Origin of the sequence: Microcoleus sp. D3_18a_C4 (assembly GCF_036702415.1) — a bacterium.
In the GTDB taxonomy this organism is placed as follows: Bacteria; Cyanobacteriota; Cyanobacteriia; order Cyanobacteriales; family Microcoleaceae; genus Microcoleus.
Map to the genome: position 1 here is coordinate 21,277 of NZ_JAUBTI010000061.1, position 20,915 is coordinate 42,191.

At 47.0% G+C, this 20,915-nt stretch carries 20 protein-coding genes; 12 read left to right on the forward strand and 8 right to left on the reverse strand.

What is annotated here, in order from left to right:
* Positions 1 to 30: 30 nt before the first annotated feature.
* From QUB16_RS22330 to QUB16_RS22345, 4 genes are all read left to right on the forward strand, one after another.
* Positions 31 to 1,971, forward strand: a complete 1,941-nt coding sequence (locus tag QUB16_RS22330; RefSeq protein WP_333319485.1) for a hypothetical protein — start codon at positions 31 to 33, stop codon at positions 1,969 to 1,971.
* A 216-nt stretch (positions 1,972 to 2,187) separates the two neighbouring features.
* On the forward strand, positions 2,188 to 2,952 hold the full coding sequence (locus QUB16_RS22335; protein WP_333319487.1) for an MORN motif-containing protein: 765 nt from the start codon (positions 2,188 to 2,190) through the stop codon (positions 2,950 to 2,952).
* A 102-nt stretch (positions 2,953 to 3,054) separates the two neighbouring features.
* Positions 3,055 to 3,768 (forward strand): MORN motif-containing protein, encoded by a 714-nt coding sequence (locus QUB16_RS22340; protein WP_333319514.1) that lies wholly within the window; start codon positions 3,055 to 3,057, stop codon positions 3,766 to 3,768.
* A gap of 177 nt (positions 3,769 to 3,945) precedes the next feature.
* Entirely contained in the window at positions 3,946 to 4,566 is a 621-nt protein-coding gene (locus QUB16_RS22345; RefSeq protein WP_333156566.1) for a DUF6391 domain-containing protein, read from the forward strand.
* Positions 4,567 to 4,790: 224 nt separating this feature from the next.
* Here the strand turns inward: QUB16_RS22345 and QUB16_RS22350 are convergent, their stop codons facing one another.
* Entirely contained in the window at positions 4,791 to 5,561 is a 771-nt protein-coding gene (locus tag QUB16_RS22350; RefSeq protein WP_333319490.1) for a Uma2 family endonuclease, read from the reverse strand.
* A 195-nt stretch (positions 5,562 to 5,756) separates the two neighbouring features.
* Here QUB16_RS22350 and cax point away from each other — a divergent pair, with 195 nt between their 5' ends.
* The gene (gene cax, locus QUB16_RS22355; RefSeq protein WP_333057645.1) at positions 5,757 to 6,857 is read left to right on the forward strand and encodes a calcium/proton exchanger; all 1,101 of its coding nucleotides are present in this window, start codon (positions 5,757 to 5,759) and stop codon (positions 6,855 to 6,857) included.
* A 42-nt stretch (positions 6,858 to 6,899) separates the two neighbouring features.
* Here the strand turns inward: cax and QUB16_RS22360 are convergent, their stop codons facing one another.
* The 3 genes from QUB16_RS22360 to QUB16_RS22370 all read right to left on the reverse strand — a co-directional run bounded on the left by QUB16_RS22360 (position 6,900) and on the right by QUB16_RS22370 (position 10,352).
* Positions 6,900 to 7,616: a Uma2 family endonuclease gene (locus tag QUB16_RS22360; RefSeq protein ID WP_333319492.1), complete on the reverse strand. Its 717-nt coding sequence runs from the start codon at positions 7,614 to 7,616 to the stop codon at positions 6,900 to 6,902.
* A 99-nt stretch (positions 7,617 to 7,715) separates the two neighbouring features.
* Complete coding sequence (locus QUB16_RS22365; protein ID WP_333319494.1) at positions 7,716 to 8,360, reverse strand: hypothetical protein; 645 nt, start codon at positions 8,358 to 8,360, stop codon at positions 7,716 to 7,718.
* Positions 8,361 to 8,687: 327 nt separating this feature from the next.
* On the reverse strand, positions 8,688 to 10,352 hold the full coding sequence (locus tag QUB16_RS22370) for a DUF655 domain-containing protein (protein ID WP_333319496.1): 1,665 nt from the start codon (positions 10,350 to 10,352) through the stop codon (positions 8,688 to 8,690).
* Between the two features lie 191 nt (positions 10,353 to 10,543).
* Here QUB16_RS22370 and QUB16_RS22375 point away from each other — a divergent pair, with 191 nt between their 5' ends.
* The 4 genes from QUB16_RS22375 to QUB16_RS22390 all read left to right on the forward strand — a co-directional run bounded on the left by QUB16_RS22375 (position 10,544) and on the right by QUB16_RS22390 (position 14,530).
* Complete coding sequence (locus QUB16_RS22375) at positions 10,544 to 10,945, forward strand: DUF7682 family zinc-binding protein (protein WP_333143337.1); 402 nt, start codon at positions 10,544 to 10,546, stop codon at positions 10,943 to 10,945.
* Positions 10,946 to 11,013: 68 nt separating this feature from the next.
* A complete protein-coding gene (locus QUB16_RS22380; protein ID WP_333319498.1) occupies positions 11,014 to 12,204 on the forward strand; it encodes a cysteine desulfurase family protein in 1,191 nt (396 codons plus the stop codon).
* A gap of 383 nt (positions 12,205 to 12,587) precedes the next feature.
* Positions 12,588 to 13,610, forward strand: coding sequence for a tetratricopeptide repeat protein (locus tag QUB16_RS22385; RefSeq protein WP_333319499.1), 1,023 nt, complete (start codon positions 12,588 to 12,590; stop codon positions 13,608 to 13,610).
* A 275-nt stretch (positions 13,611 to 13,885) separates the two neighbouring features.
* On the forward strand, positions 13,886 to 14,530 hold the full coding sequence (locus QUB16_RS22390; protein WP_333319501.1) for a hypothetical protein: 645 nt from the start codon (positions 13,886 to 13,888) through the stop codon (positions 14,528 to 14,530).
* Positions 14,531 to 14,579: 49 nt separating this feature from the next.
* Here QUB16_RS22390 and thiL read toward each other — a convergent pair whose 3' ends face one another.
* The 3 genes from thiL to QUB16_RS22405 form a co-directional block, all read right to left on the reverse strand.
* Complete coding sequence (thiL, locus tag QUB16_RS22395) at positions 14,580 to 15,575, reverse strand: thiamine-phosphate kinase (RefSeq protein WP_333319503.1); 996 nt, start codon at positions 15,573 to 15,575, stop codon at positions 14,580 to 14,582.
* 32 nt (positions 15,576 to 15,607) lie between these two features.
* Complete coding sequence (locus QUB16_RS22400; RefSeq protein WP_333058575.1) at positions 15,608 to 15,922, reverse strand: hypothetical protein; 315 nt, start codon at positions 15,920 to 15,922, stop codon at positions 15,608 to 15,610.
* Between the two features lie 214 nt (positions 15,923 to 16,136).
* Complete coding sequence (locus QUB16_RS22405) at positions 16,137 to 17,261, reverse strand: peptidylprolyl isomerase (RefSeq protein WP_333319505.1); 1,125 nt, start codon at positions 17,259 to 17,261, stop codon at positions 16,137 to 16,139.
* A gap of 383 nt (positions 17,262 to 17,644) precedes the next feature.
* Here QUB16_RS22405 and efp point away from each other — a divergent pair, with 383 nt between their 5' ends.
* The 3 genes from efp (at position 17,645) to QUB16_RS22420 (ending at position 19,390) form a co-directional block, all read left to right on the forward strand.
* The gene (gene efp, locus QUB16_RS22410; protein WP_333319507.1) at positions 17,645 to 18,202 is read left to right on the forward strand and encodes an elongation factor P; all 558 of its coding nucleotides are present in this window, start codon (positions 17,645 to 17,647) and stop codon (positions 18,200 to 18,202) included.
* A gap of 207 nt (positions 18,203 to 18,409) precedes the next feature.
* Positions 18,410 to 18,967: an acetyl-CoA carboxylase biotin carboxyl carrier protein gene (gene accB, locus QUB16_RS22415; protein ID WP_333319509.1), complete on the forward strand. Its 558-nt coding sequence runs from the start codon at positions 18,410 to 18,412 to the stop codon at positions 18,965 to 18,967.
* A 30-nt stretch (positions 18,968 to 18,997) separates the two neighbouring features.
* Entirely contained in the window at positions 18,998 to 19,390 is a 393-nt protein-coding gene (locus QUB16_RS22420) for an ArsR/SmtB family transcription factor (protein ID WP_006631662.1), read from the forward strand.
* A gap of 271 nt (positions 19,391 to 19,661) precedes the next feature.
* Here the strand turns inward: QUB16_RS22420 and QUB16_RS22425 are convergent, their stop codons facing one another.
* On the reverse strand, positions 19,662 to 20,432 hold the full coding sequence (locus QUB16_RS22425) for a GerMN domain-containing protein (RefSeq protein ID WP_333319512.1): 771 nt from the start codon (positions 20,430 to 20,432) through the stop codon (positions 19,662 to 19,664).
* Positions 20,433 to 20,915: the final 483 nt, after the last annotated feature.

Here is a 20,915-nt window from a genome sequence, read left to right on the forward strand (position 1 = left end):
TTGAAATTAAGCATTTGGGGGCGATCGGCAATGCACAAACTTTTATATTTTGCAACTATAGGACTACTAGCTTTCTCGATCGCAGGCTGCGGTGGCGAGGGCAGCAACACAGCCAGCCCCAGCCCCAGCCCGAGTGCAGCCTCTCCGTCTCCGGCTGCCGGAGCCAGCCCCACCCCAGCAGGTCAGACTTTCCAGTCTCCAATAGTAGCCGCCCAGCCTCCAGGGTTAATTCGATCGACCAACCCAGACGAACGAGCAAGACAGGCTCAAACAAATATCGGCGACAACAAAAACAGGAATCCAACGCTTCCGCTTCAGCCGGTGCCGCAAGGCCCTGTGACAGCCAATCCTTCTCAGGTAGACCCCTTTGGGCCACTGCCGCCGATCGCAGTTCAAAACCCTCCCGGAGTTGGCGATATCCCCGGCGGAGTCCCAGCAGGGCCGATGACAGCCAATCCTTTGCCCAAACTGCCACAGCGACAGGTGGCGATGATACCTAAACTGCCAGAACTATCCCGCCCCGTCCAAATTGGAGGAACTAAGCTCAGAGGCCCGGCCGCTCCCCAAATCAATCTCAGCCCGACAGCAAGAGGCGTTGTCAGCGAATTCAGGACGCTTCAGGCTCTGCTAGACGACACCACACAAAAATCTGAGTACGGTACAGATCTGGGTACATTGGTTACTACTATTTACGGAAGAGAAGGAGCAAAGAATTCAACCAGACGAGAGTTACTTCTAACTAACCGACCATTCTTCAGAAGAATAGAAAAGGCCCTGGGTGAATATGTCACAGCCTCAAACTTGTGGGATATTTACGGAGAAAAATCGCCTCCTGATGCTCTCCGGTGTTCCATCGTGCCGGAAATTGCCGAGGCAATTGAGGTATATCGACCGCCGACAGTAAGAAGGGGGGAACTGTCCTGCGTGACGCGCATAAATTTGCTGCAAGCAGTTTGGCGGCAGGGCAAGAATAGACTTGATGCAGCCCTCCGCGATCAAGACTATGAGGCGCGAACAATCGCAAAAGCGCCTCTTCTGCCAGTTCTATCCGAAACCCCGACAAATCGTCAGCCAGAAGGCGAGAAGGCCCTGGGTCGGCAATTAGCTTCGTTGCCAGAAGTGCCTGGGCTAAACCCCCCGCCAGTAGGGCGTCGCCCAGCGGGATCTCCGTTAATAGCAGCGGGCCCCGGAGATCCTTCTCTGCCGGGAGGCGAAGGCGCGCAAGTTGGCTCGCCCCGCCAAGTTCCGGGGCTGAATGCGCCTCAATTGGGCCGTCGCGGCGGAGAGCCTGGTTTTCCTGGAGGCGAAGGCGCGCAAATTGGCTCGCCGCGCCAAGTTCCGGGACTCAATACGCCTCAATTCGGCAGTCCCCCTGGACAGCCAGGCCTGCCGGGAGGCGATGGATCGCAAATTGGCTTGCCGCCCCAAGTTCCGGGACTCAATCCGCCTCAATTCGGCCGCCGTCCAACTTCACCACCAACTACGGGTAGGAATCCGCGCCGTCCTGCACCCCCGCGCCCGCCCCAGCCAATTGCAGCTAGACCCATAGGAGTGCCGGATCTGCCGGAACTGCCAGTAGACAAGCGCCCGGCCCAGTGGAGAGACCCCAATCCCCCACCTCCTCCGCAGATCCCAGTAGTTCCTGCACCGCCGCCACCACCTTCTACTGACCTCGCTACAGGCACTGAAGTCAGCGGGGTGGTAAAAGTTGGTAACGAGACGCAAGTGATTGTCAAAGTACCGAATGAACCAACCAGCCGATATGTCAAAGTAGGGCAGCGGTTGTCTAACGGGCAAGTGTTGGTCAAGCGGGTGGATATCAAGCCCGGAGCAGATCCAGTCGTAATCCTAGAGGAAAACGGCGTTGAGGTTGCCAAAGGTGTGGGCGAAAAACCTGCAAGTCGCGAGCAAAAACCCGCCAATGCAGTTATTAGCCGTCTGTCAAATCCGAATAGCTCAACGCGGCGCTGAAAATTGACATTAAAGCATGAAAAATGCTAAGGGCAAAAACTCTAATTTTTGCCTTTTTGCATTTATGGCTGATATCGAATCTGAAGGTAAAATTAATATAGAGTGAGTTAGTCGCTTCTGGGAAGAAACATTAGGGATTAAAAAATAGAAGACTTTTCAGCGAGTCTTAGCTTTTGTAAAAGCTCTATCACTAATTGCAGTCAAAGGAGATTTCCCATGCTCAGTTCAATTCAAAAATTAGGGATGGTAATATTAGTTGCTTCTTGTATCGGCAGCGCCACTAATCTCTTGAATCCCCAGCCATCAATGGCTCAACCACAACCAGAGCCAACACCAGAGGCAAAACCCGAAGAAGAAAAACGCTCTCCCTTCTGCCAAGGAAACCCTCCTACGGGAAGAGTGAAATGCAATTACGAGGGAGGCGATAACTACGAGGGAAATTTCGTTAACGGCCTGCCCGACGGCAGCGGAGTCTACGTGTACGCTAATGGCGATCGCTACGAAGGACAATTTCGGAATGGAGTGCCAAATGGTAGAGGGACATTCATTTTTAAAGATGATGCCCGCTACACAGGCGTGTTCCAAGACGGCACAATGAGATCGGGGACGGTCGTTTTCCCCAACGGCGAGCGCTACGTCGGAGAGTTCGCAGTCGTCAGGAACGTTCAGACTGATGTTATTAGCAGCCAACCCGCAGGGCGAGGTCAATTTTTTTACTCCAACGGCGATCGCTACGAAGGACAATTCTTTGCAGGTTCGCCCTTTGGCCCAGGGGTATTAGTACGCAAAGACGGCACTCGCTGTTCCGGCAGATTTTTTAATCAAGAACTAGACGCTAGTGTCACCTGCACTTTCCCCAACGGTACGCGCTATGAAGGAGAATTGCGAAAGGGAGTGCCTCACGGTGTCGGAACGATGATCGATGCTAGCGGCAGGCGCTTTCCGGGGGTATTTCGCAACGGCAAACCGGGAGTTTCCTAAAGGATAAATTCAGTTTTTCAGGCCACTGTTGACAAGAAATCGGACAAAAGACAAATGACGAAGGAAAATAATATCCAGAAGCGTATAGGAGAGACTTTGTTAATGATTTCCCGTTTTAAAACCAGTGGAATCGCTCTATTAGTTACATCAGTGTTGGGAATTGGGAGTTACGCGACTTATCCCTTGCCATCAATGGCGCAAGGGACAGGAGCTAAAACCGGTCGCTGCGTGCCAGCTATCGCTACAGGTAGGGTCAGGTGCGATTACGACGATGGCGATAGCTACATCGGACAGTTCGTTAACGGTTTGCCCAGTGGCACTGGGGTATACATATACTCCAACGGCGATCGCTATGAGGGGCAATTCCGTCTCGGCCAGCCAAACGGTCGAGGACAATTTATATTTAACGACGACGCCCGCGTCGAGGGCATATTCCGAGATGGCAAAATCAGCTCCGGGACAGCTATTTTTACTAATGGCGATCGCTATATAGGCCCGTTTTCTCTGGATTGGAAAGTGGGTACGCCGACTGGACAGGGGCAATTCATTTTTGCTAACGGCGATCGCTTTGTCGGCCAATTTTTAGGGGGCAAGCCTTTAGGTGCGGGGGTTTTCACCCGCGCGGACGGTACCCGGTGTTCGGGACAGTTCTTTAATGAAGAACTTGATGCTAGGGGTAGCTGCGCGTTTTCTAACGGTATCCGCTATCAGGGAGAGTTCCGCCAGGGATTGCCTCACGGCAAAGGCACAATTATCGATACCAGTGGCCGGCGGTTTCCGGGAGTGTTCCGCGACGGCCAGCGGCTCGAACGATAAACTGGGAATAAGTGCGATCTATTAGTAAGGGCAGGTTGATGGCTAATAATTTTTGCACAAAACCTGCCCTTGCTAGGTTTTAAAGTCACAACTATTGATAATTTACGATCGGCTTTTTCTCAACCGAATTGCTAATGTTAAATATTCACTTAATGGAGTTAATGGAGGCGTTTTGATATGACAACTACTGCTTCAGCTTCCGGCCGCACCGGCCAGTTTCCCTTCGACTTTGCCCCGCAGCGGACTCAAGATGCTGATTTGTTGCGACAACTCAATTTTGTGCCCGGTTTGAAGGAAGTCTTGACTTTGCGCCAAGTTCATGCTTTGGAACACGCTACTGTTTGGGTACTGGGCCAATCTGGCGGTACGGCGACAGCAAGAGCCGATAATGAGTTATTGGGCGGAATGTCCACAGACCAAGGGTTTTATCTTTATGGTCACGTTAACATTGCACAGTTGCGTCAGGCAGTGCGCGAGGCTTTGCAGCGGATTGCCAGCGGAGAGTGGGATTTAGCTGTACATCCCCGCTGTGGCACGAATTTGTCGGTGGCAATGCTGCTAACGGCAGGCCTTGCTGTCGGTATCAATTTAGCCCTGCCTCGCGGGCCGATTCTGCAACTTTTAGGTTTGGGTGCAGCGGCTGCTGCTGCGGCTCAGTTAGCTCCTGATGTGGGATCTCTGGCTCAGCGTTACGTCACAACTGCTATTCCGTTTAATTTGAGTGTTGTTGATATTACTGTAAGTCACGACTTCTGGGGACGCGAAGCTCATTTTGTGCGGGTGCGTTGGGTTGAATAGCTGCACAGTATCAAGCCCGATCGATATATCTAACTCATCTGCGTTAATCTGTGTTAATCTGCCTGTATCTGCGGTTAAAAAAAGAGAATTTTGCAACCGCAGATGACAATGGATGAACGCGGATTCACGCAGATGAAGAGCATAGATATCTGAATAATTCCGCTCCTAACAGATTGGATATAACTAATAACAATTAACTCCTGACTTGTGGGTAATCCCAGCTCCTAAATGCGATCGGGATCTACTCCTAATTCTCGCAACCTCGCCGCCAATCTTTCAGCACGTTGGCCCTGCTCATCAGCCCGTTGGCGCTCCACCGCAGCTTGCTGCTCAAGTTCCTGGAACCGAGCTTGTTCTGCTTTAATCAACCCTTCAACTAATGGCGGACAAAGTATTTCATTCACTGATAATGTCAGATTAGGAAATACTACAGACACCATTTGTTGCCCCGGCACAAAATCTGTTTGTGTATAGATGTCTTCACCTTCAGGAAAGGCTAAAACTCGCACCAGTTCTTTGTTAGGTGTAGGGTCAACAATTACATATTCAGGTACGTTAGCTAGTTCGTACTCAGCTCGTTTAACCACATAATCGGCGCGCCGATTTTGACTCACTACCTCTATGACTAACAGGGGCTTTTCCTCAAAATCGAGGATACCAGAACCTGGTCTAGCAGCAGCTTGTTCCAAAAGACTTTGAGTGCAAACAACTACATCAGGAATCCGAGAGATATCTTCTTCTGTTCTTACTCCCAGGCCTGTTTTTGCTACTAAGTCAAGATTGTGTTCAGCTAGATAACGCTGCAATTGGTAAACTAAATATTCGCAAATTTTGATATGTAAAACTGTTGCGGTTGGCATCGGAATTAATTTGCCTTTGTACAGTTCATATTGTAGATCGGAATCAGTTTGATAAAATCGGTATTCTTCAAAGGTCAAGGTGGGTGAAGTATCAATTTGCTTGGATTCAACAACTGGCACTACAGATTGAGACATATCTTTTCACCGATGTCGATATAATTCTATTATATTCAATCTGCCTCGATCTGGGTGCATTTGCGGTTAAAAATTCCCAATTTATCGATCGCACTTGCCGCCAGAATTGTCAGAGAATAGTTGAATAGTGTAAAATCAACTTTGCGATCGCCCCGACAACTCGACCTCACCCTTCCTTACACCATCCGAGTTCCTATGTCAATCAAAAAGATTCTTTCCATAGCGCTGTTAATTTTCATCCCCATTTCCATCGCCGCTGAGTATTTGCACTGGGGTTCCCTTGCAGTTTTCATCACATCCGCTTTAGGCATTATACCTCTGGCGATTTGGTTGAGCACAGCAACAGAAGAAGTGGCGATCGTTACAGGCCCCTCCATAGGCGGCTTATTAAATGCAGTCTTCGGCAATGCTACGGAATTAATTATTGCCATAGTTGCCCTGAAAGCCGGCTTAATTGACATTGTGAAAGCCAGCATAACCGGTACAATTATCAGCAACTTGCTTTTAGTCATGGGATTTTCCATGCTGCTAGGAGGAATCCGCTACAAAGAACAGGAATTTAAGCCAATAATCGCGCGGGTGAACGGTTCCACAATGACTCTAGCAGTGATTGCCATCCTGCTGCCGACAATGGTAATTTATACCTCCAATGGAGTCGAACCCGCAGCCATTCAGAATCTTTCCTTAATAACTGCGATCGTCCTAATTGCAGTTTACGCTCTAACTCTCCTATTTTCATTAAAAACGCACAGCTATCTTTACGATGTTGGCTTAGTAGAACTAGAGTCAGAAAATCCTCAAAATACCAAAGAGGAATCTACTACGCACAAACCGAATTTGTGGCTGTGGATAGGAGTGCTAGTTGCCTCAACTGTTGCCGTTGCTTTTGAATCAGAAATTTTCGTCGGTGTTGTCGAAGAAACTACCAAAGGATTGGGATTAACGCCGCTGTTTACAGGGGTAATTCTGTTGCCGATTGTTGGCGGCGCCGCTGAATATGTAACTGCGGTGGGAGTTGCGATGAAAAACAATATGGATTTGTCAGTTTCTGTCGCAATGGGTTCGAGTTTGCTAGTTGCTTTGCTGGTAGCGCCGGTGTTGGTGATTATCGGATTAATAATTCATCAGCCGATGGATTTAAACTTCAATCCGTTTGAAGTAGTTGCAGTTGCCATCGCAGTGACAATTGCTAATCTAATTAGTCTTGACGGCCGCTCTAATTGGCTCGAAGGAGTGCTGCTTTTAGCAACATATATTGTGTTAGGAGCGGCATTCTACTTTCACCCCATTACTTAATTCTCGCGGAACAGGCAAGATGCCTGTTCCACAAAAAATCAATTAAATAGTATCCGGGTCTATTCCCATCTCCCGCAAGCGCGCCGCCAGTCTGTCAGCTTGCTGTAATCGAGATTGTTCTTGTCTGATTAAATCTTCGACAAGTGGGGGAGATAGAATTTGATCCACTGATAAAATCAAATCTGGAAACTGCAAAGACACGATGTTTTGCCCTGGCACAAAATTCGTTTGTTCGTAAGCAGTTTCATTTTCCGGCAAAGTTACAACTCTGACCCTAGTCCGGTTAGGTTTAGGGTCTGCCATCCAATATTCCGGCACTCCAGCATTTTCGTATTCTGCTCTTTTTGTCACGTAATCTTGACGCTCGTTTTGGCTGACAACTTCAACAATTAACACTGGCGTTTCATCTAAATCGAAGACGCCAGCACCAGGTCTGGCAAGCAGTTGTTCCCAAAGACTTTGAGTACAAACAATCACATCAGGAATCCGCGAGGAATTCTCTTCCGTTCTCACTCCCACATTAGTTTTTGCCACCAAATCGAGATTGTGTTCAGCTAAGTAACGCTGCAATATGTAAACTAAGAATTCGCAGATGCTTGCGTGTAAAGCCGTTGCGGCTGCCATCGGTATTAATTTTCCCCTGTGAAGTTCGTAGAGAACGTCAGGTTCTCCCTCATAGACAAGATATTCTTCAAAAGTTAAGGTGGGCGAAGCATCAACTCGATCGGTTTCCGAAACAGGTAAAACAGACTGAGACATATTTATCCGCGCTCCGGTTTTAGTTCTCTTAATTAATTTTAGCCTCTCTTCTTTTATTCCTCTGGGGTTAATTAAAAGAATTAGGTATTTTTCAAGCAGTTACGGACAGCGACACTGTTGAACAGGAAAACACTCTTGTCTGCAAGTTCTTTTTCTGCCTTTACGGTCGCGACAATCAGAAGTATCCCGACATTCTACCCGATCTTGACAAATTTGTTGACGGGGAAAAGTACCTAAGTTTTGTATAGAAACTTCAGCCGTCAGCGAACCCTGTTCTATAACTTGGTCATTTTCTTTAATTTCATAGAGAAACTTATTTTCTCCCTCTAAAACCGAAAAAGTTCTTGTTTTGTGACTGTTACCCAACTTAAATCCAAAATCCTCGGAAAACTCACCTTTGTTGTAACCTCGGTCTGTGTAGGGATAGGGGTTAGTTTCCATGCCATCAGTCACATTTTTAATCATTACCCTTCTGTTAGGGCCCGGAGGAGTTTTGCTGGAGACAAATCGAGCGCTTTGCGAATCAGGGGAGAAGACAGTACCGGCACAGGGGCCTACATATTCAGTGCGCTTAAATTGAATTAAATTAATATTAAAAGCGTTTTCGTTTTTGACCCTAAATTGTGCTTCGCTACTCTGCTGGGCGCTAACGGTGAAAGCTGCTAGCGTCAAAAAAAAAGCCCCCACCAAAATAGCTAGGAATTTGATTTGCGGCCTCCCCGTAACAAATCTGGCGTGTTTCATCTCTCTATACCTCTAATGTGAATAGATAGCATTTTGTTTAGCAGTTATTTTAACTTGAGAGCTGAGGTGTTGTCAAAGTATATCGAATAGGTTTCTAGTGAGGGCTGGAGTCTTTGATGCTGAGTTGCGAAAGGAAGGACGGAAGTTATGACTGTGAACTTTGTAGAGTCAGGAATGAAGTCCTGATTACTGAGAGGTTGCACCATTGTCAATAAGCCTTTTATGAACGGGCTCTCCGGCCCGTTCCACAAAGAGTGAATTTTCTTGTGGAACAGGCATCTTGCCTGTTCTTGAGAATGGTGCAATATCTAAGGAGTACGAACTTAACTACCAAGTTACTCGATCGCGCCATCTCTCTAAAATCTTGTCCCCAATGCCCTGAACCCGCGCCACATCGTCCAAAGAGGTGAAAGGTTGCTGTTGCCGCGCGGCAATAATTCTCTCGGCTAACTTCGGGCCCACCCCAGGCAAGGTTTCTAATTCTTCCTGAGTCGCGGCATTCAAATTAACTAACTTTTTACCCGCAGCAATTTGAGGTTTAGCACTCGCAGATTTTGATGCTGCTTGTAGTGAATCGCACTCTTTTTTCTTAGCATCAATTCTCTGTTTGATTCGGGGGGGAATTCCCAAGGTTGCACCTTTGTAAAGCCGATCGAACTCCCGCTCAAAATGGGCTGCAACTACGGGACTCTCGATCGCCAGCAACGTCTCGTCATTCCCGTGATTTGCAGCCTCACTCCAGTTGTGAGAACCTGTAAGCACCGTTTTGCCGTCCACAACGCCGAATTTGTGGTGCAGGCGATCGCCCATTGGTAACAGCGGCACTCCCACCGTAGTCAACGGCTTTCTCCAAGGGCGATTGTCATCTTCTAACTTGCAATCTTGGATGAAAGTCGCACCCATCATATCCAAACCTTCACTGTAAGAGCGATAAATAAAATTAGAGTCAATTAAAGCTCGCACCGCAACTCCCCGGCTAGCTTCAATTTCCAAAGTATTGGACAACCGCTGAGCCGAAAATACAAACAATGCCAAATCAACCGACTTTTTCGCACTACCCAAATTTCGATTTATCAAACTGTTAACGCTTTTTTCCCAAGGCAAAGTCTGGGAAGTCGGCGAAAATTGCACCGCCACTGTCGAATTCCCTACTCTTACTTTTTGCACTTGACGAAACGGCTTTTTGATGCCAAACTTGCTGTCCGGTTTGCCTCCGGGCCCGTCGCCCCACATGATGTTAAATTCTTGAGTAAATAGTTGCGCTATTTGAGCATTTTCAATTTTTAGCAAATTGTTCGCATTGCCGCGACTTGCGGCTGTCTTGAAATCGCCGTGTATATCGCTTGTGGTAAAATTAGCCGAAGTGACGATTACCGTTTTGCCGTCAATTACCACAAATTTGTGGTGCATCAAACCGCTGCCTTTACTGCCGTCAGCAGTATCGTCAATTACAGGAATACCCGCATCCTTGACAATTACCAAAGCATCATTTTGCTTGATTTCCTCGGCGCTTAATTTACCGTCTTTATTGCGATCGGCAAGTTGCACAAATTCGTTATAACGATCGCGCTCTCTTTCCGGTAATTTCGCTAATTCCTGACCTCTAAAATCGCTCCAAGGGCGACTATACATATGTTCGACAATTAATCTAACTTTAATTCCCGATCGCCCTCGTTCGGCCAAAACCCTCGCAATACCGGGCAAGCGAAACTCCTGAACCGCTACATCTACCGTCGATCCCGCACTGGCGATCGCCACAGCGATCGAGTTTTCTAAATCATCTCCGGGTCTAGTTTGCTGGCGGTAAGGCTCTGTATAACTCGAAGCGATCGACTGATTGAAGTATACTTGCAACAAGGGGTCTTGAGGCAATGGAGCCAGAGTGAGAGGTAAATTCTGCACGTCTTGCTTTGTTTGTCCGCAGCCCGCCAGATTGAGCGCCACCAGCCCCGCACAACAGAAACCGAGTAAATGATAATACAATACAGCCACAAAATTTTAAAAAATATAGAGGTTATTAGCCCAACCACAGTTCAAAGCTATTGGATCGAGTAAAGTTACAACCTATTAAATTTATGCAAGGGAATAGATTTTACGTCTTGTAGAACTGCCTCGATGCCGGAAGCATCACTGGTAGGGTAGCAGCATTCAGGGGCGTGGGTCAAACCCTATACCGCTGCTTTATGGCTAAAAGAAAAAGAATTTTTCCGTGCGGTCACAAAGGATATGGTAAAGCGTGCCATCGCTGCACGCAAGAGTTGGTGGCGCAGCAGCAGTACGTTGAAGTGCTGACACAAAAACAAACCAAAAAACAAGAGAGGGAAGCATCATTTGCTAGAGATATCATCGATCTCAGAGGTCTGCCCGACCACGTAGTCACTAAAGCCCGAGCAATTATAGCAGCTTTGGGCGAAAATAAGAATTACAGAGATTTCGGCGGCAAACGCCTGCGTCACAACCGTTTGATAATCAGTATTCCTGTAACTCGCAACTACAGAATGCTTTGTGAAGATTGCGGCACTTTCTTAACTCCCCAAAAAGTTTTGTCGCACGAAGACTACAACGTCTGCAAACCAGGAAGTTAGTTATCAGTCATTAGTCATTAGTCATTAGTCATTAGTCATTAGTCCTTAGTCATTAGTTATTTAAAATCATGCAAATTTACCTAGACTATAGTGCCACAACACCCGCACGCCCCGAAGCGATTCAAGCCATGCAAAAAGCCCTGACTCAGCAGTGGGGTAATCCTTCCAGTTTGCACGAGTGGGGACAAAGGGCAGCGACAGCTTTAGAATTAGCAAGAATGCAGGTTGCTAGCTTGATTAACGCGCTACCGGAATCGATGATTTTTACCAGTGGTGGCACTGAAGCGAACAATTTGGCAATTATGGGAATTGCCCGTCTTTATACAAAGCCGCAGCATATCATTATCTCCAGCGTAGAGCATTCCGCAGTAGCAGAACCGGCGCGACAACTCGAACAGTTGGGATGGGAAGTGACGCGGCTACCGGTGGATAAATTTGGGCGCATTCACCCTTTGGATTTGCAAGAGTCGCTGCGATCGAATACAGTGTTAATTTCCATCATTTACGGACAAAGCGAAGTAGGCACGCTGCAACCAATCGAGGCATTAGGACAAATTGCTCGCGATCGCAATATCCTGTTTCATACCGATGCAGTTCAAGTTGCCGGCAAGCTGCAAGTAGACGTGCAGAAACTTCCCGTAGACTTGCTTTCCCTTTCCAGTCACAAACTTTACGGGCCGCAAGGTGCGGGGGCGCTTTACGTGCGTCCGGGAGTAGAATTAGTGCCAATGTTAGGCGGTGGTGGCCAAGAATTGAAACTGCGTTCCGGGACACAAGCGCTGCCGGCAATTGTCGGTTTTGGGGTGGCTGCAGAGTTAGCATTGCAGGAAATAGATGTGGAAACGCCGAGGTTAATTGCATTGCGCGATCGGCTTTTTGACCGATTATCCCACGTACCCAGTTTAGTACCAACGGGCGATCGATATTTCCGGCTGCCGCACCACGTCAGTTTTTGCATAGTCTCCCCTTCCTCCCGCCCTTATCAACAGAGAGATACAGGGCGAATAACAGGCAAAACACTCGTGCGGCAGCTAAATTTAGCAGGAATTGGCATTAGTTCCGGTTCTGCTTGTAGCAGCGGCCAACTAACTCCCAGTCCGATATTATTAGCAATGGGATATGACGAAATCGGGGCCGTTGGTGGAATTCGCTTGACTCTGGGGCGAGAAACCACAGAAGCTGATATTGATTGGACAGTAATTGCGATCGAGCAAATTTTGGATAGATTAATGCCCAAGGTAGCATTATCTAGTTGTTAGTAGGAAAATCTGCGGTTAAAATTCCAAAGAAACCGGGTTTTTACGATTTTTATCGACTGTAATGAAGTATCTCCCAAAAACCCGGTTTCTAGCCACCCGCGCACAATCAAAATAATCTTTCATACATCCTGTAGGGGCGGGTTCACCAACCATAATTGCCTGAAATAAACCATCTCAAAAACCCGCCCCCACCCAACCAACAATCATCATTTACATTTTGGCGATGCGAGGCAAATTTTAGGTTGACGTGGGTTATCGGTGGTGGCAGGGCGGGTTTATATAGATGGCTGGTAATTGTTATATATGGTTGGCGAACCCGCCCCTACAAAATATCGTAAAATCATGATAAAATAAATCTCGATATTATTCACAACTCCCTAACAATGGAAGAAAGCCGCGCCCAAGCCTACCTAGAACTAATTCACACCCTGCTGAATTGCCCCAACGGCGAAGAACCGCAGATATTACAAGATAACTCAGAATTGTTGGATGTCGAATTTCTGGAAACTTGCGAGTTAGTAGCAGAAAAAATGGCACAGCAAGGAGGACAAAACGGTGCTAATTTCCTGCGGCAACTGATCGGCCAGCTAGCACAATTAATCGATATCAACGATGGTGATATCTCCGCAGGTGAAAATCCCCAAGAGTATGCAAACTTTATTCTAGAATTATTGCAAGCCGAAGATGGTAGCAATAGCAATACAGCAGTAATTTACCCGATGCTAGCTGAACGAAAACATCTACTCAATCCTCGTTTTTCGGACATTTTAGAGCAAGTAGTCGAGAGGTTAGTGGGTGGGGAAAATGCAAAAACTATTGATTCACTTGTCAGTATCGTTGAAGACTTGAGCATTAATATTAGTAATTTTTCCGGTGGGAATAGAGCCGATAATATTGAAATTGCCATTGCCGCTTATCAACTTGTTTTAAATAATCGGACACCCGGAAGCGAAAAGTTTGCTCAAACTCAAAACAACTTAGCTGCTGCCTACATTACCAGAATAAAGGGTTCGCGGGCCGAAAATGTGGAAATGGCGATCGCCCTTTATGGCGCTGCTTTAACAGTATATACCCTTGAGGCTTTCCCGGAAGATTGGGCAATGGCTCAAAATAACCTAGCGGCTGCTTACGCCAACAGAATCAACGGTTCGCGGGCGGAAAATATCGATCGCGCGATCGCATTTTTTGAGGCTGCTTTAACTGTTCGTACCCCGGAACACTTTCCTGAAGATTGGGCCATGATTCAATATAATCTAGGTAATGCCTATAATGACAGAATCAACGGTTCGCGGGATGAAAATCTCGAAAAGGCGAGATCCTTTTATCAAGCAGCATTAACAGTATATACCCGTGAGGATTTCCCTGAGTATTGGGCAATGATTAAAAAGAAGCTGGCTAATGCTTAAACTGATGCAGCTTGAAAAATCTCATAAACCGGGTTTTTTCCGACATCTTCGCGCACCATCTCAGAAACCGGGTTTTTTCCGATATCTTCGCCTCCGATAAAATATCTTCGCAAAAACCCGGTTTCTCGTCACCACGCACCATCTCAGAAATCGGTTTTTTTCCGATAGCTTCGCCTCCGATTAAATATCTTCGCAAAAACCCGGTTTCTCGCCACCCAAAAACCCACCCCCAATCATGATAAAATAAATCCCGGTGTTATTGACAACTCGCCACAATGGAAGAAAACCGCGCCCAAGCCTATCTGCAATTAATTCACACCCTGCTGAATTCCCCCAACGGAGACGAACCGCAGATATTACAGGATAACTCAGAATTCCTCGATCGCGGATTTCTGGAAACTTGCGAGTTAGTAGCCTCAACCTTGGCCGAACAAGGAGGCGAGAATGGCGCTAAGTTCCTCCGACATTTAGCTAGTTACCTAGCGCCACTCATCGATATGAACGATGACGTAGATAGCAATAATTCTGCCAGTGAAAATTTCCAAGAGTATGCAAACTTTTTCCTAGAATTATTGCAAGCAGAACAAGATAGCAGCGGGGATACAGCAGTAATTTACCCGATGCTGGAAGGGCGACAACATCTCCTTAATGCCAGTTTTGCCGAGAGTTTACAGCAAGTAGCGCAGAAGTTAATAGCCGGCGAAAACTCAGAAACAATTAGCTCAATTATCGGTCTTATTGAAAATTTGAGTATTCATATTAGTGACTTTCCCAGTGGGAATAAAGCGAATAATATTGAAATTGCCATTACTGGTTATCAAATAGTTTTAAATAATCGCGAACCCGGTAGCGAAAAATGGACGCAAACTCAAAATAATCTGGCTACTGCCTACAATAACAGCAAAAAACCCGGCGGCTGAAACCGCGTCTACACAAACCAAGTCCACCTATGCGGACAAGCGAGATAATTCAGAAGTGTTGAAATCCTCGATCGAGCTTTAATATACCATCAGGATAAATACCGCTGCTATCAGTTAACCAGATATCCGTGCTATCCGTAGCTGTTCCCACAATCGCGGCTCCATTTCCTATTTTTTCCACTAATAACTGAGCATTTGCGATCGGCAAAAACAGCACTAACTCGAAATCTTCGCCGCCGTATAATGCCCAATCTAAAGCTTTTTCGGTTGATACAATTTCGCTGAAAATATCGGGAATTGGTATTTTTGTCCGATCGACTTTTGCGCCAACACCGCTAGCCCGACAAATTTGAATAATTGCATCAGCTAAACCGTCGCTGCTGTCCATTCCGGCGAGGGAAAACTCACCCGCAGAATCTAAAATTTCCCTAATAATCGGCAAAACATCCAGTCTCGGTTTAGGGCACTGGTGAGCGAGAATTAAGGAAGCCCGATCGACCTTTTCCAGATTTTGCCCGAATTCTGGATTTAACAACAATTCTAATCCCGCGCGGGAGGCTCCGTGAACACCCGTGGCGACAATCGCCCAGCCCGATCGCGCATTTGACCGACTAATGGTACGATCGCACTCAACTTGTCCGAAAGCAGTAATCGCCACAGTCACCACGGGCGATCGCACAACATCGCCACCGACGATCGGCGTATGATATTCTTGCAAGCAAGCCGTCATCCCCCGGTAAAACTCTTCAACCCACTCCACAGCCGTATCCGCCGCCACAGCGAGGGCTACAGTCACCGCCAGAGGCGTTGCTCCCATCGCAGCCAGATCCGACAAATTCGCCGCTGCGGCGCGCCATCCTGCGTAATAAGGCCCCGTAGTGCGATCGCTAAAATGCACTCCCTCCACTAACATATCTGTAGTGATAGCCAGAGATTGGTTGGGATTTGTAGGCATGACAGCGCAATCATCACCCACTATTTCGGCGGGGCAGAATTTTTGCAATATTCTTAAAAGACCTTGTTCACCGATATCTTTAACTTTCATAAATTTGAATTAGTCGATCGCACTTTCTCAATTCACCATTCCTTACCCGAACTCGGCGGCAAGCGCAACCTAGGAAACCTATAAAAAGTATCTCCTTCATCATCTACCTCTAAAACCGCCGAAAAAATCTTAACTTGCCGAGTTAAATACTGCTGAGCAACTTCAGCCTCAACCCTAGCACTAGCCGCCAGTTGAATCAGCGAAATTTGACTGTTTTGAGTTTCCAACAACTGATAAAAAGCCTCATCCAACCGCTGCTTTTGCTTGTTTTCATTCACATTTTTTACAATCAACAAGCCTGCGAATCCGCCCAAACCCATTACCAATAAAAATTGTAAAATAGCCATATTTTCGATGCAATTCCTAATTTCAATAACGAAACTATAAAAATTATCTCTTCTTCCAACCTGATTCCGGCGGGATTTGTCTGTGTAAAAGTGATTTCAATCGCCGTTACCTTTCTTTATTTAGAAAAGATTTCTATGCCTGTCACTATTGATTTTTTCAGCCCGCGCAGGCGGGCTTTGTTTGTGTAAAAGCGATTTCAATCGCCGTCACTAATTAAACTTGAGGTCGCACCAAATTTTCGATTCCTTTAACTACCTTAGCAGATACAATCTTGTCTCCCTGCTTCAGTTGCTCCAAAACTTCTTTTCCTTCAATCATGTAACCAAAAACAGCATAGCGGCCGTCCAACAGATTCAGACCAGCGGGCGTGAGTTCAGGTTCAAACAAGAAAAAGAAAAACTGAGAAGAAGCGCTATCAGGGTCAGTTTCTGTACGGGCCATAGCCACTGTACCGAAAGCAGAAAAAGGCAAAACAGGCTCGTCGCGATAGCGGCCCGCATCTTCTAGAGTAATCCCGTAAATAGGTTCTTTTTCCTCCCTGACGAGCACTTCTAGCGGTATATTCCGGTATTTGCCAGTAGCTGGGTCAATAAAACCCTCTTCCTTGCCTTCGGGGTCTCCCGTTTGCAAAACGTAGGATTCTTCCGATCGAATAAACGGCAAACCGTCATAAAAACCTCGATCGACCAAATCCACAAAATTACCAGCCGTAACCGGGGCGCTGTAGCCGTCAACCACAACAGTAATTTCCCCTTTTTCAGTTTGTACAGCCACAGTAGCGCGCCCTTTCAGTTGAGGCAGATTAGCATACTTGGCAGGCACTTCAAACGGGAACTTTGTCACCATCAACTCTTCGATTTCGCCTACCGTGCCCAGGATTGTAGGTTTCAATTCAATCACTTTTTCCCTGTCTTTAGCCTCAACAGCCTTTTCCAGTTGAGCAACTCCCTCCTTGACTCGTGCAACTAGCGCCTCAGCTTGCGGCTTTTGCGCCTCGGGAATACTGTCTAAAATGTCAGACTCCCGAAGGTTGAGAATCCTGGAAGCCTTACTGACATCGCTGCTAATGGGCCCCCAACGTTTAGATCGTATGTGGTTGCCAATGTCTTCGAGACTGATTTGCAACTCTCGTACAGTCTGATTGTCAATAGGTAAAGCGAAGCGCAGCAGCGCCCGGCCGTCCGTAATCGCATTCCCTGCAGGCATACTGCTGCTGGGACGTTTGGCATGGGAGACTGCACTGAAACTCAGTCCGAGAGTGAACAGCAGAAGCGCTAAAGCGAGGGTTTTGACCCAGCGCTTGCACGTATCGATCGAGAAATTAGGCCAATGCAACATAACTTTAACTTTTATTGCCTCTCTTATCTTCCCACAGCGCTGCCCGCCCTCTATCCCTTAAATGCCCTACACTGCTCGCGGCAGAACTTCCTTCCCTTGAGAGCTTTTTAGCTTTCCGTACAGCACTTGCTCCCTTTGAACGGTAAAATAAAATGCCAATTGCTTTTTGATGCCGTCAGCTAGACTGCAGCTTTAACCTGACCCGCTCAAAAACGGATACAATCCCCAGACTCCTGTCGTGGAGAGATCAAAATTTTAGACCAAGGTTCAATCTCCCAAATTCATCTGTGGAGTAAATCTAAAATCTAAAATCTAAAATCTAAAATCGACTGACTGTAGTTCCCCCGTGCCCCAAGGCGACGGGATTGCCCGCAAAAATTTATATGATTTCCAGTAACGACTTTCGACCAGGTGTTTCAATTGAATGGAATAACGGCGTGTGGCGGGTTATCGAATTCCTCCACGTCAAGCCAGGAAAAGGCTCGGCTTTCGTGCGGACAAAATTAAAAAACGTCCAAACCGGAAACGTAGTAGAACAAACCTTCCGGGCGGGCGAGACTATGCCTCAAGCCAACCTGGAAAAGAGTGTGATGCAGCATACCTATAAAGAGGGCGACCAGTTTGTCTTTATGGATATGGAAACTTACGAGGAAAGTCGCCTCAGTGCCAAGCAAATAGGCGATCGTGTCAAGTACCTCAGTGAAGGGATGGAAGTCAGCATCCTGCGCTGGAACGACCAAATCATGGAAGTGGAACTGCCCAACTCTGTTGTCTTGGAAGTGCTGCAAACCGATCCCGGAGTCAAAGGAGATACTGCCACTGGTGGCAGCAAACCCGCGATCGTCTCCACCGGAGCTCAGGTTATGGTGCCTTTATTTATTTCCATTGGAGAACGGATTCGGATTGATACTCGTGAAGACAAGTACCTCGGCCGAGAATAGAAACGAGGGAATAAAAGGGAGTTTTTAGTTTTTAGTTCTGAGTTATGAGTTAAAGAAGTCAAAATTCAATACTCATCACTCACAGCTTAAAAACTATCCCTTTTGCCTCCAAACTCGGTGAATTCTCCTAGCTTCGCCTGATTCTGAATTCTGAATTTTCAATTTTCAATTTTCAATTTTCAATTCTCAATTACCCTTGAATCTGCTGTGCAACTAGACTTAAACCAGCTTTGTGACCTGCTAACTGTATTAGACAAAACTGGCATTTCGGAACTGACCTTAAAAAGTGGGGATATTGAACTGACAGTACGCAAAGGCATTCTGGCAAGTTCACCAGGCACCTCTGCAGCGCTCCCGGCTGCCGTGACGACTGTCGCTCCGAGCGCGTTGACCGCTGTTGCTAGCCCCACTTTAGCCTCACCTCCTGCTGTTGACCAAAATTTAGCAGCGGATCTGGCTGCCCCTGTACCCGTCGCCCCTGTCGCCGCACCTGCTGCCGTACCTGCTTCTGTCGATACGAAATGGGTGCCAATTATCTCGCCGATGGTAGGAACGTTTTATCGCGCGGCTGCTCCTGATGAGCCTCCTTTTGTCAATGTGGGCGATCGCATCAAGGTCAGCCAGACAGTCTGTATTATCGAAGCGATGAAGCTGATGAACGAGATCGATGCTGATGAAGTCTCCGGTCAAGTGATGGAAATTTTAGTTCAAAATGGCGAACCTGTCGAATACGGTCAAGTGTTGATGCGAATTAATCCGGATTGAAGGATTACTTTATTGTTATGGACAGAATAAATGCTAATATTTCCCGATCACTTCTCTCCGGTGAGTTTGATGAAGTCATCCCAGCCTGTCCCGCAAGAGGTTGTGCAACAAGTTGCTGAGTATTTCAGTATTTTGAGCGAACCCATGCGTTTACGAATTTTGAACTTGCTTCGCGACGGCGAAAAATGCGTGCAAGAATTGGTGGAAGCTACTCAAACGAGTCAAGCCAATGTTTCTAAGCACCTAAAACTCATGCTCCAAGCTGGTATCCTCACTCGCCGGAGTGAAGGAACTTCAGCTTATTATAAGGTGCAAGACGAGTTGATTTTCGAGCTGTGTAATATGGTGTGCGATCGGCTTGCCAGCCGGATCGAACAGCAAGCCCTACACTTTCGGGCATTTAGTCTAACTACGAAGCACTGAAAATTAGTTCTCAGCCCCCAGTCAATCGATTTTAGATTTTAGATTTTAGATTTTAGATTGACTTGCGCGAGATAAATGCGGGGGCTGGAGGATTTTAGATTTTCGATTTGGGATTGATTCCACGGATAAATCCGGCGGCTTGTACCACCTTTGAAATTCGTGGTCATGAGTCATCAGCCCTGAGTCATAAGTTATCAATCCCTACTCTCTGCCTTCAGACCGATGACTAATGACTCCTAACTAATGACTCCTAACTAATGACTCATAATTACTAAAGGGGAAAATTTTTGTCAAAACTTTGGCGGGTACTCGGCTGAGCCACCTCCAAACCTTCGCCGCCTAAAAGTTCTAAAGGCTTCCCTTCCACCGAAATCCAAACCTTGGTATTCGGTTGTAAACTCGTAGCCGTATAGATAACTTGCCCTAACCGGCCAGTCATCGAATTGCTCCCTCCCCCCGCAGTAAATTCGGCCGATAAATCGACATAAACTCCGTCATTCTTAACACTCAAACCCCTGAGTTTTGTCCCATTAGGGATTTCGCTAGAAACAGTTCCATCCTTCGGCCCAGCCAACAAACTGGTAAAAGCAGCTTGTAAAGCTGCATCAGGCTTGTCAGCTTGTTTGACAGCTACTTTCGTAGGAACTCCCTCAAATTTGCCGCTCGCATCTTTAACCCAGTAGACTTGCACTGTCTGGACATCAGTCTGCGGCAAAGGCTTGGGCTGCGGTGACTTTGGCACCAGAGCGTTAGGCGTCTGAGCTGTAGGCGTCTGAACCTGCGGCGTCTGAACCTGTGGCGTCTGAACCTGTGGCACTTGTACAGGATTTGGAGGGGGCACGGGGATAACTACAGCAGGAGATTCCCCAGGAATTGGGGAAAGCGACGGAGGGGTAGTTTGAGCAGAAGGCTGCGTATCTGCGGGGGTTGGCGAACGGTTCCCGGTCCACCAGGCAATGCCCCCTCCCGCCAGTAAAGCCAACCCGCAAACACCCGCAATGACGGCTGTGGAGACGCGGCGTACTTCTTGTCCATCTTTCATAATACAAATCCTCTTTAGAAATAGAGCGCTTGGGACGGTGAGGAGCGACTCCCGATCAGCTACATTTGTCTATGGTTAGATTCTGGAATTGACACAATTGCATTGCTGCTAGCGAACACTTTATAGCAAGCCCAACATATTCTGAATCCGACTATTGGAATCCTAGACCATAATATAAGATTTCGCCCGTGGAGTATGTCACAGTATCTCGATCGGCATAGTGGCTATATTCTATAGTAATCATAAAAAATTAAAGAATAAAGGAAGAAAAATAAGTAAAAAGCAAGAAGGAAGGCAACGGAGGTAAGGGTAGTTACGGATTTAAGGGATTTAACCGATAGAAACAGGTCTAGAAAAATATTTTCCCCAAACAAAAAGCGCCCCTATTTCTAGGAGCGCTTTTTGTCAATCAAAAGCTAAAACTTAGCCATTGATAGAAGGAGCAACCAAAGCTACTGGGGTGACTTCACTAGCAGCCAAGTC

Excerpts from the sequence above, each read along its gene's own strand:
- QUB16_RS22340 (WP_333319514.1), top strand. The coding sequence starts at position 3,055 with ATGATTTCCCGTTTTAAAACCAGTGGAATCGCTCTATTAGTTACATCA.
- QUB16_RS22335 (WP_333319487.1), top strand. The coding sequence starts at position 2,188 with ATGCTCAGTTCAATTCAAAAATTAGGGATGGTAATATTAGTTGCTTCT.
- QUB16_RS22375 (WP_333143337.1), top strand. The coding sequence starts at position 10,544 with ATGGCTAAAAGAAAAAGAATTTTTCCGTGCGGTCACAAAGGATATGGT.
- QUB16_RS22405 (WP_333319505.1), bottom strand. The coding sequence starts at position 17,261 with ATGTTGCATTGGCCTAATTTCTCGATCGATACGTGCAAGCGCTGGGTC.
- QUB16_RS22390 (WP_333319501.1), top strand. The coding sequence starts at position 13,886 with ATGGAAGAAAACCGCGCCCAAGCCTATCTGCAATTAATTCACACCCTG.
- efp (WP_333319507.1), top strand. The coding sequence starts at position 17,645 with ATGATTTCCAGTAACGACTTTCGACCAGGTGTTTCAATTGAATGGAAT.
- cax (WP_333057645.1), top strand. The coding sequence starts at position 5,757 with ATGTCAATCAAAAAGATTCTTTCCATAGCGCTGTTAATTTTCATCCCC.
- QUB16_RS22425 (WP_333319512.1), bottom strand. The coding sequence starts at position 20,432 with ATGAAAGATGGACAAGAAGTACGCCGCGTCTCCACAGCCGTCATTGCG.
- QUB16_RS22350 (WP_333319490.1), bottom strand. The coding sequence starts at position 5,561 with ATGTCTCAATCTGTAGTGCCAGTTGTTGAATCCAAGCAAATTGATACT.
- QUB16_RS22400 (WP_333058575.1), bottom strand. The coding sequence starts at position 15,922 with ATGGCTATTTTACAATTTTTATTGGTAATGGGTTTGGGCGGATTCGCA.
- QUB16_RS22345 (WP_333156566.1), top strand. The coding sequence starts at position 3,946 with ATGACAACTACTGCTTCAGCTTCCGGCCGCACCGGCCAGTTTCCCTTC.
- QUB16_RS22420 (WP_006631662.1), top strand. The coding sequence starts at position 18,998 with ATGCTAATATTTCCCGATCACTTCTCTCCGGTGAGTTTGATGAAGTCA.
- QUB16_RS22360 (WP_333319492.1), bottom strand. The coding sequence starts at position 7,616 with ATGTCTCAGTCTGTTTTACCTGTTTCGGAAACCGATCGAGTTGATGCT.
- QUB16_RS22380 (WP_333319498.1), top strand. The coding sequence starts at position 11,014 with ATGCAAATTTACCTAGACTATAGTGCCACAACACCCGCACGCCCCGAA.
- QUB16_RS22365 (WP_333319494.1), bottom strand. The coding sequence starts at position 8,360 with ATGAAACACGCCAGATTTGTTACGGGGAGGCCGCAAATCAAATTCCTA.
- thiL (WP_333319503.1), bottom strand. The coding sequence starts at position 15,575 with ATGAAAGTTAAAGATATCGGTGAACAAGGTCTTTTAAGAATATTGCAA.
- QUB16_RS22330 (WP_333319485.1), top strand. The coding sequence starts at position 31 with ATGCACAAACTTTTATATTTTGCAACTATAGGACTACTAGCTTTCTCG.
- QUB16_RS22385 (WP_333319499.1), top strand. The coding sequence starts at position 12,588 with ATGGAAGAAAGCCGCGCCCAAGCCTACCTAGAACTAATTCACACCCTG.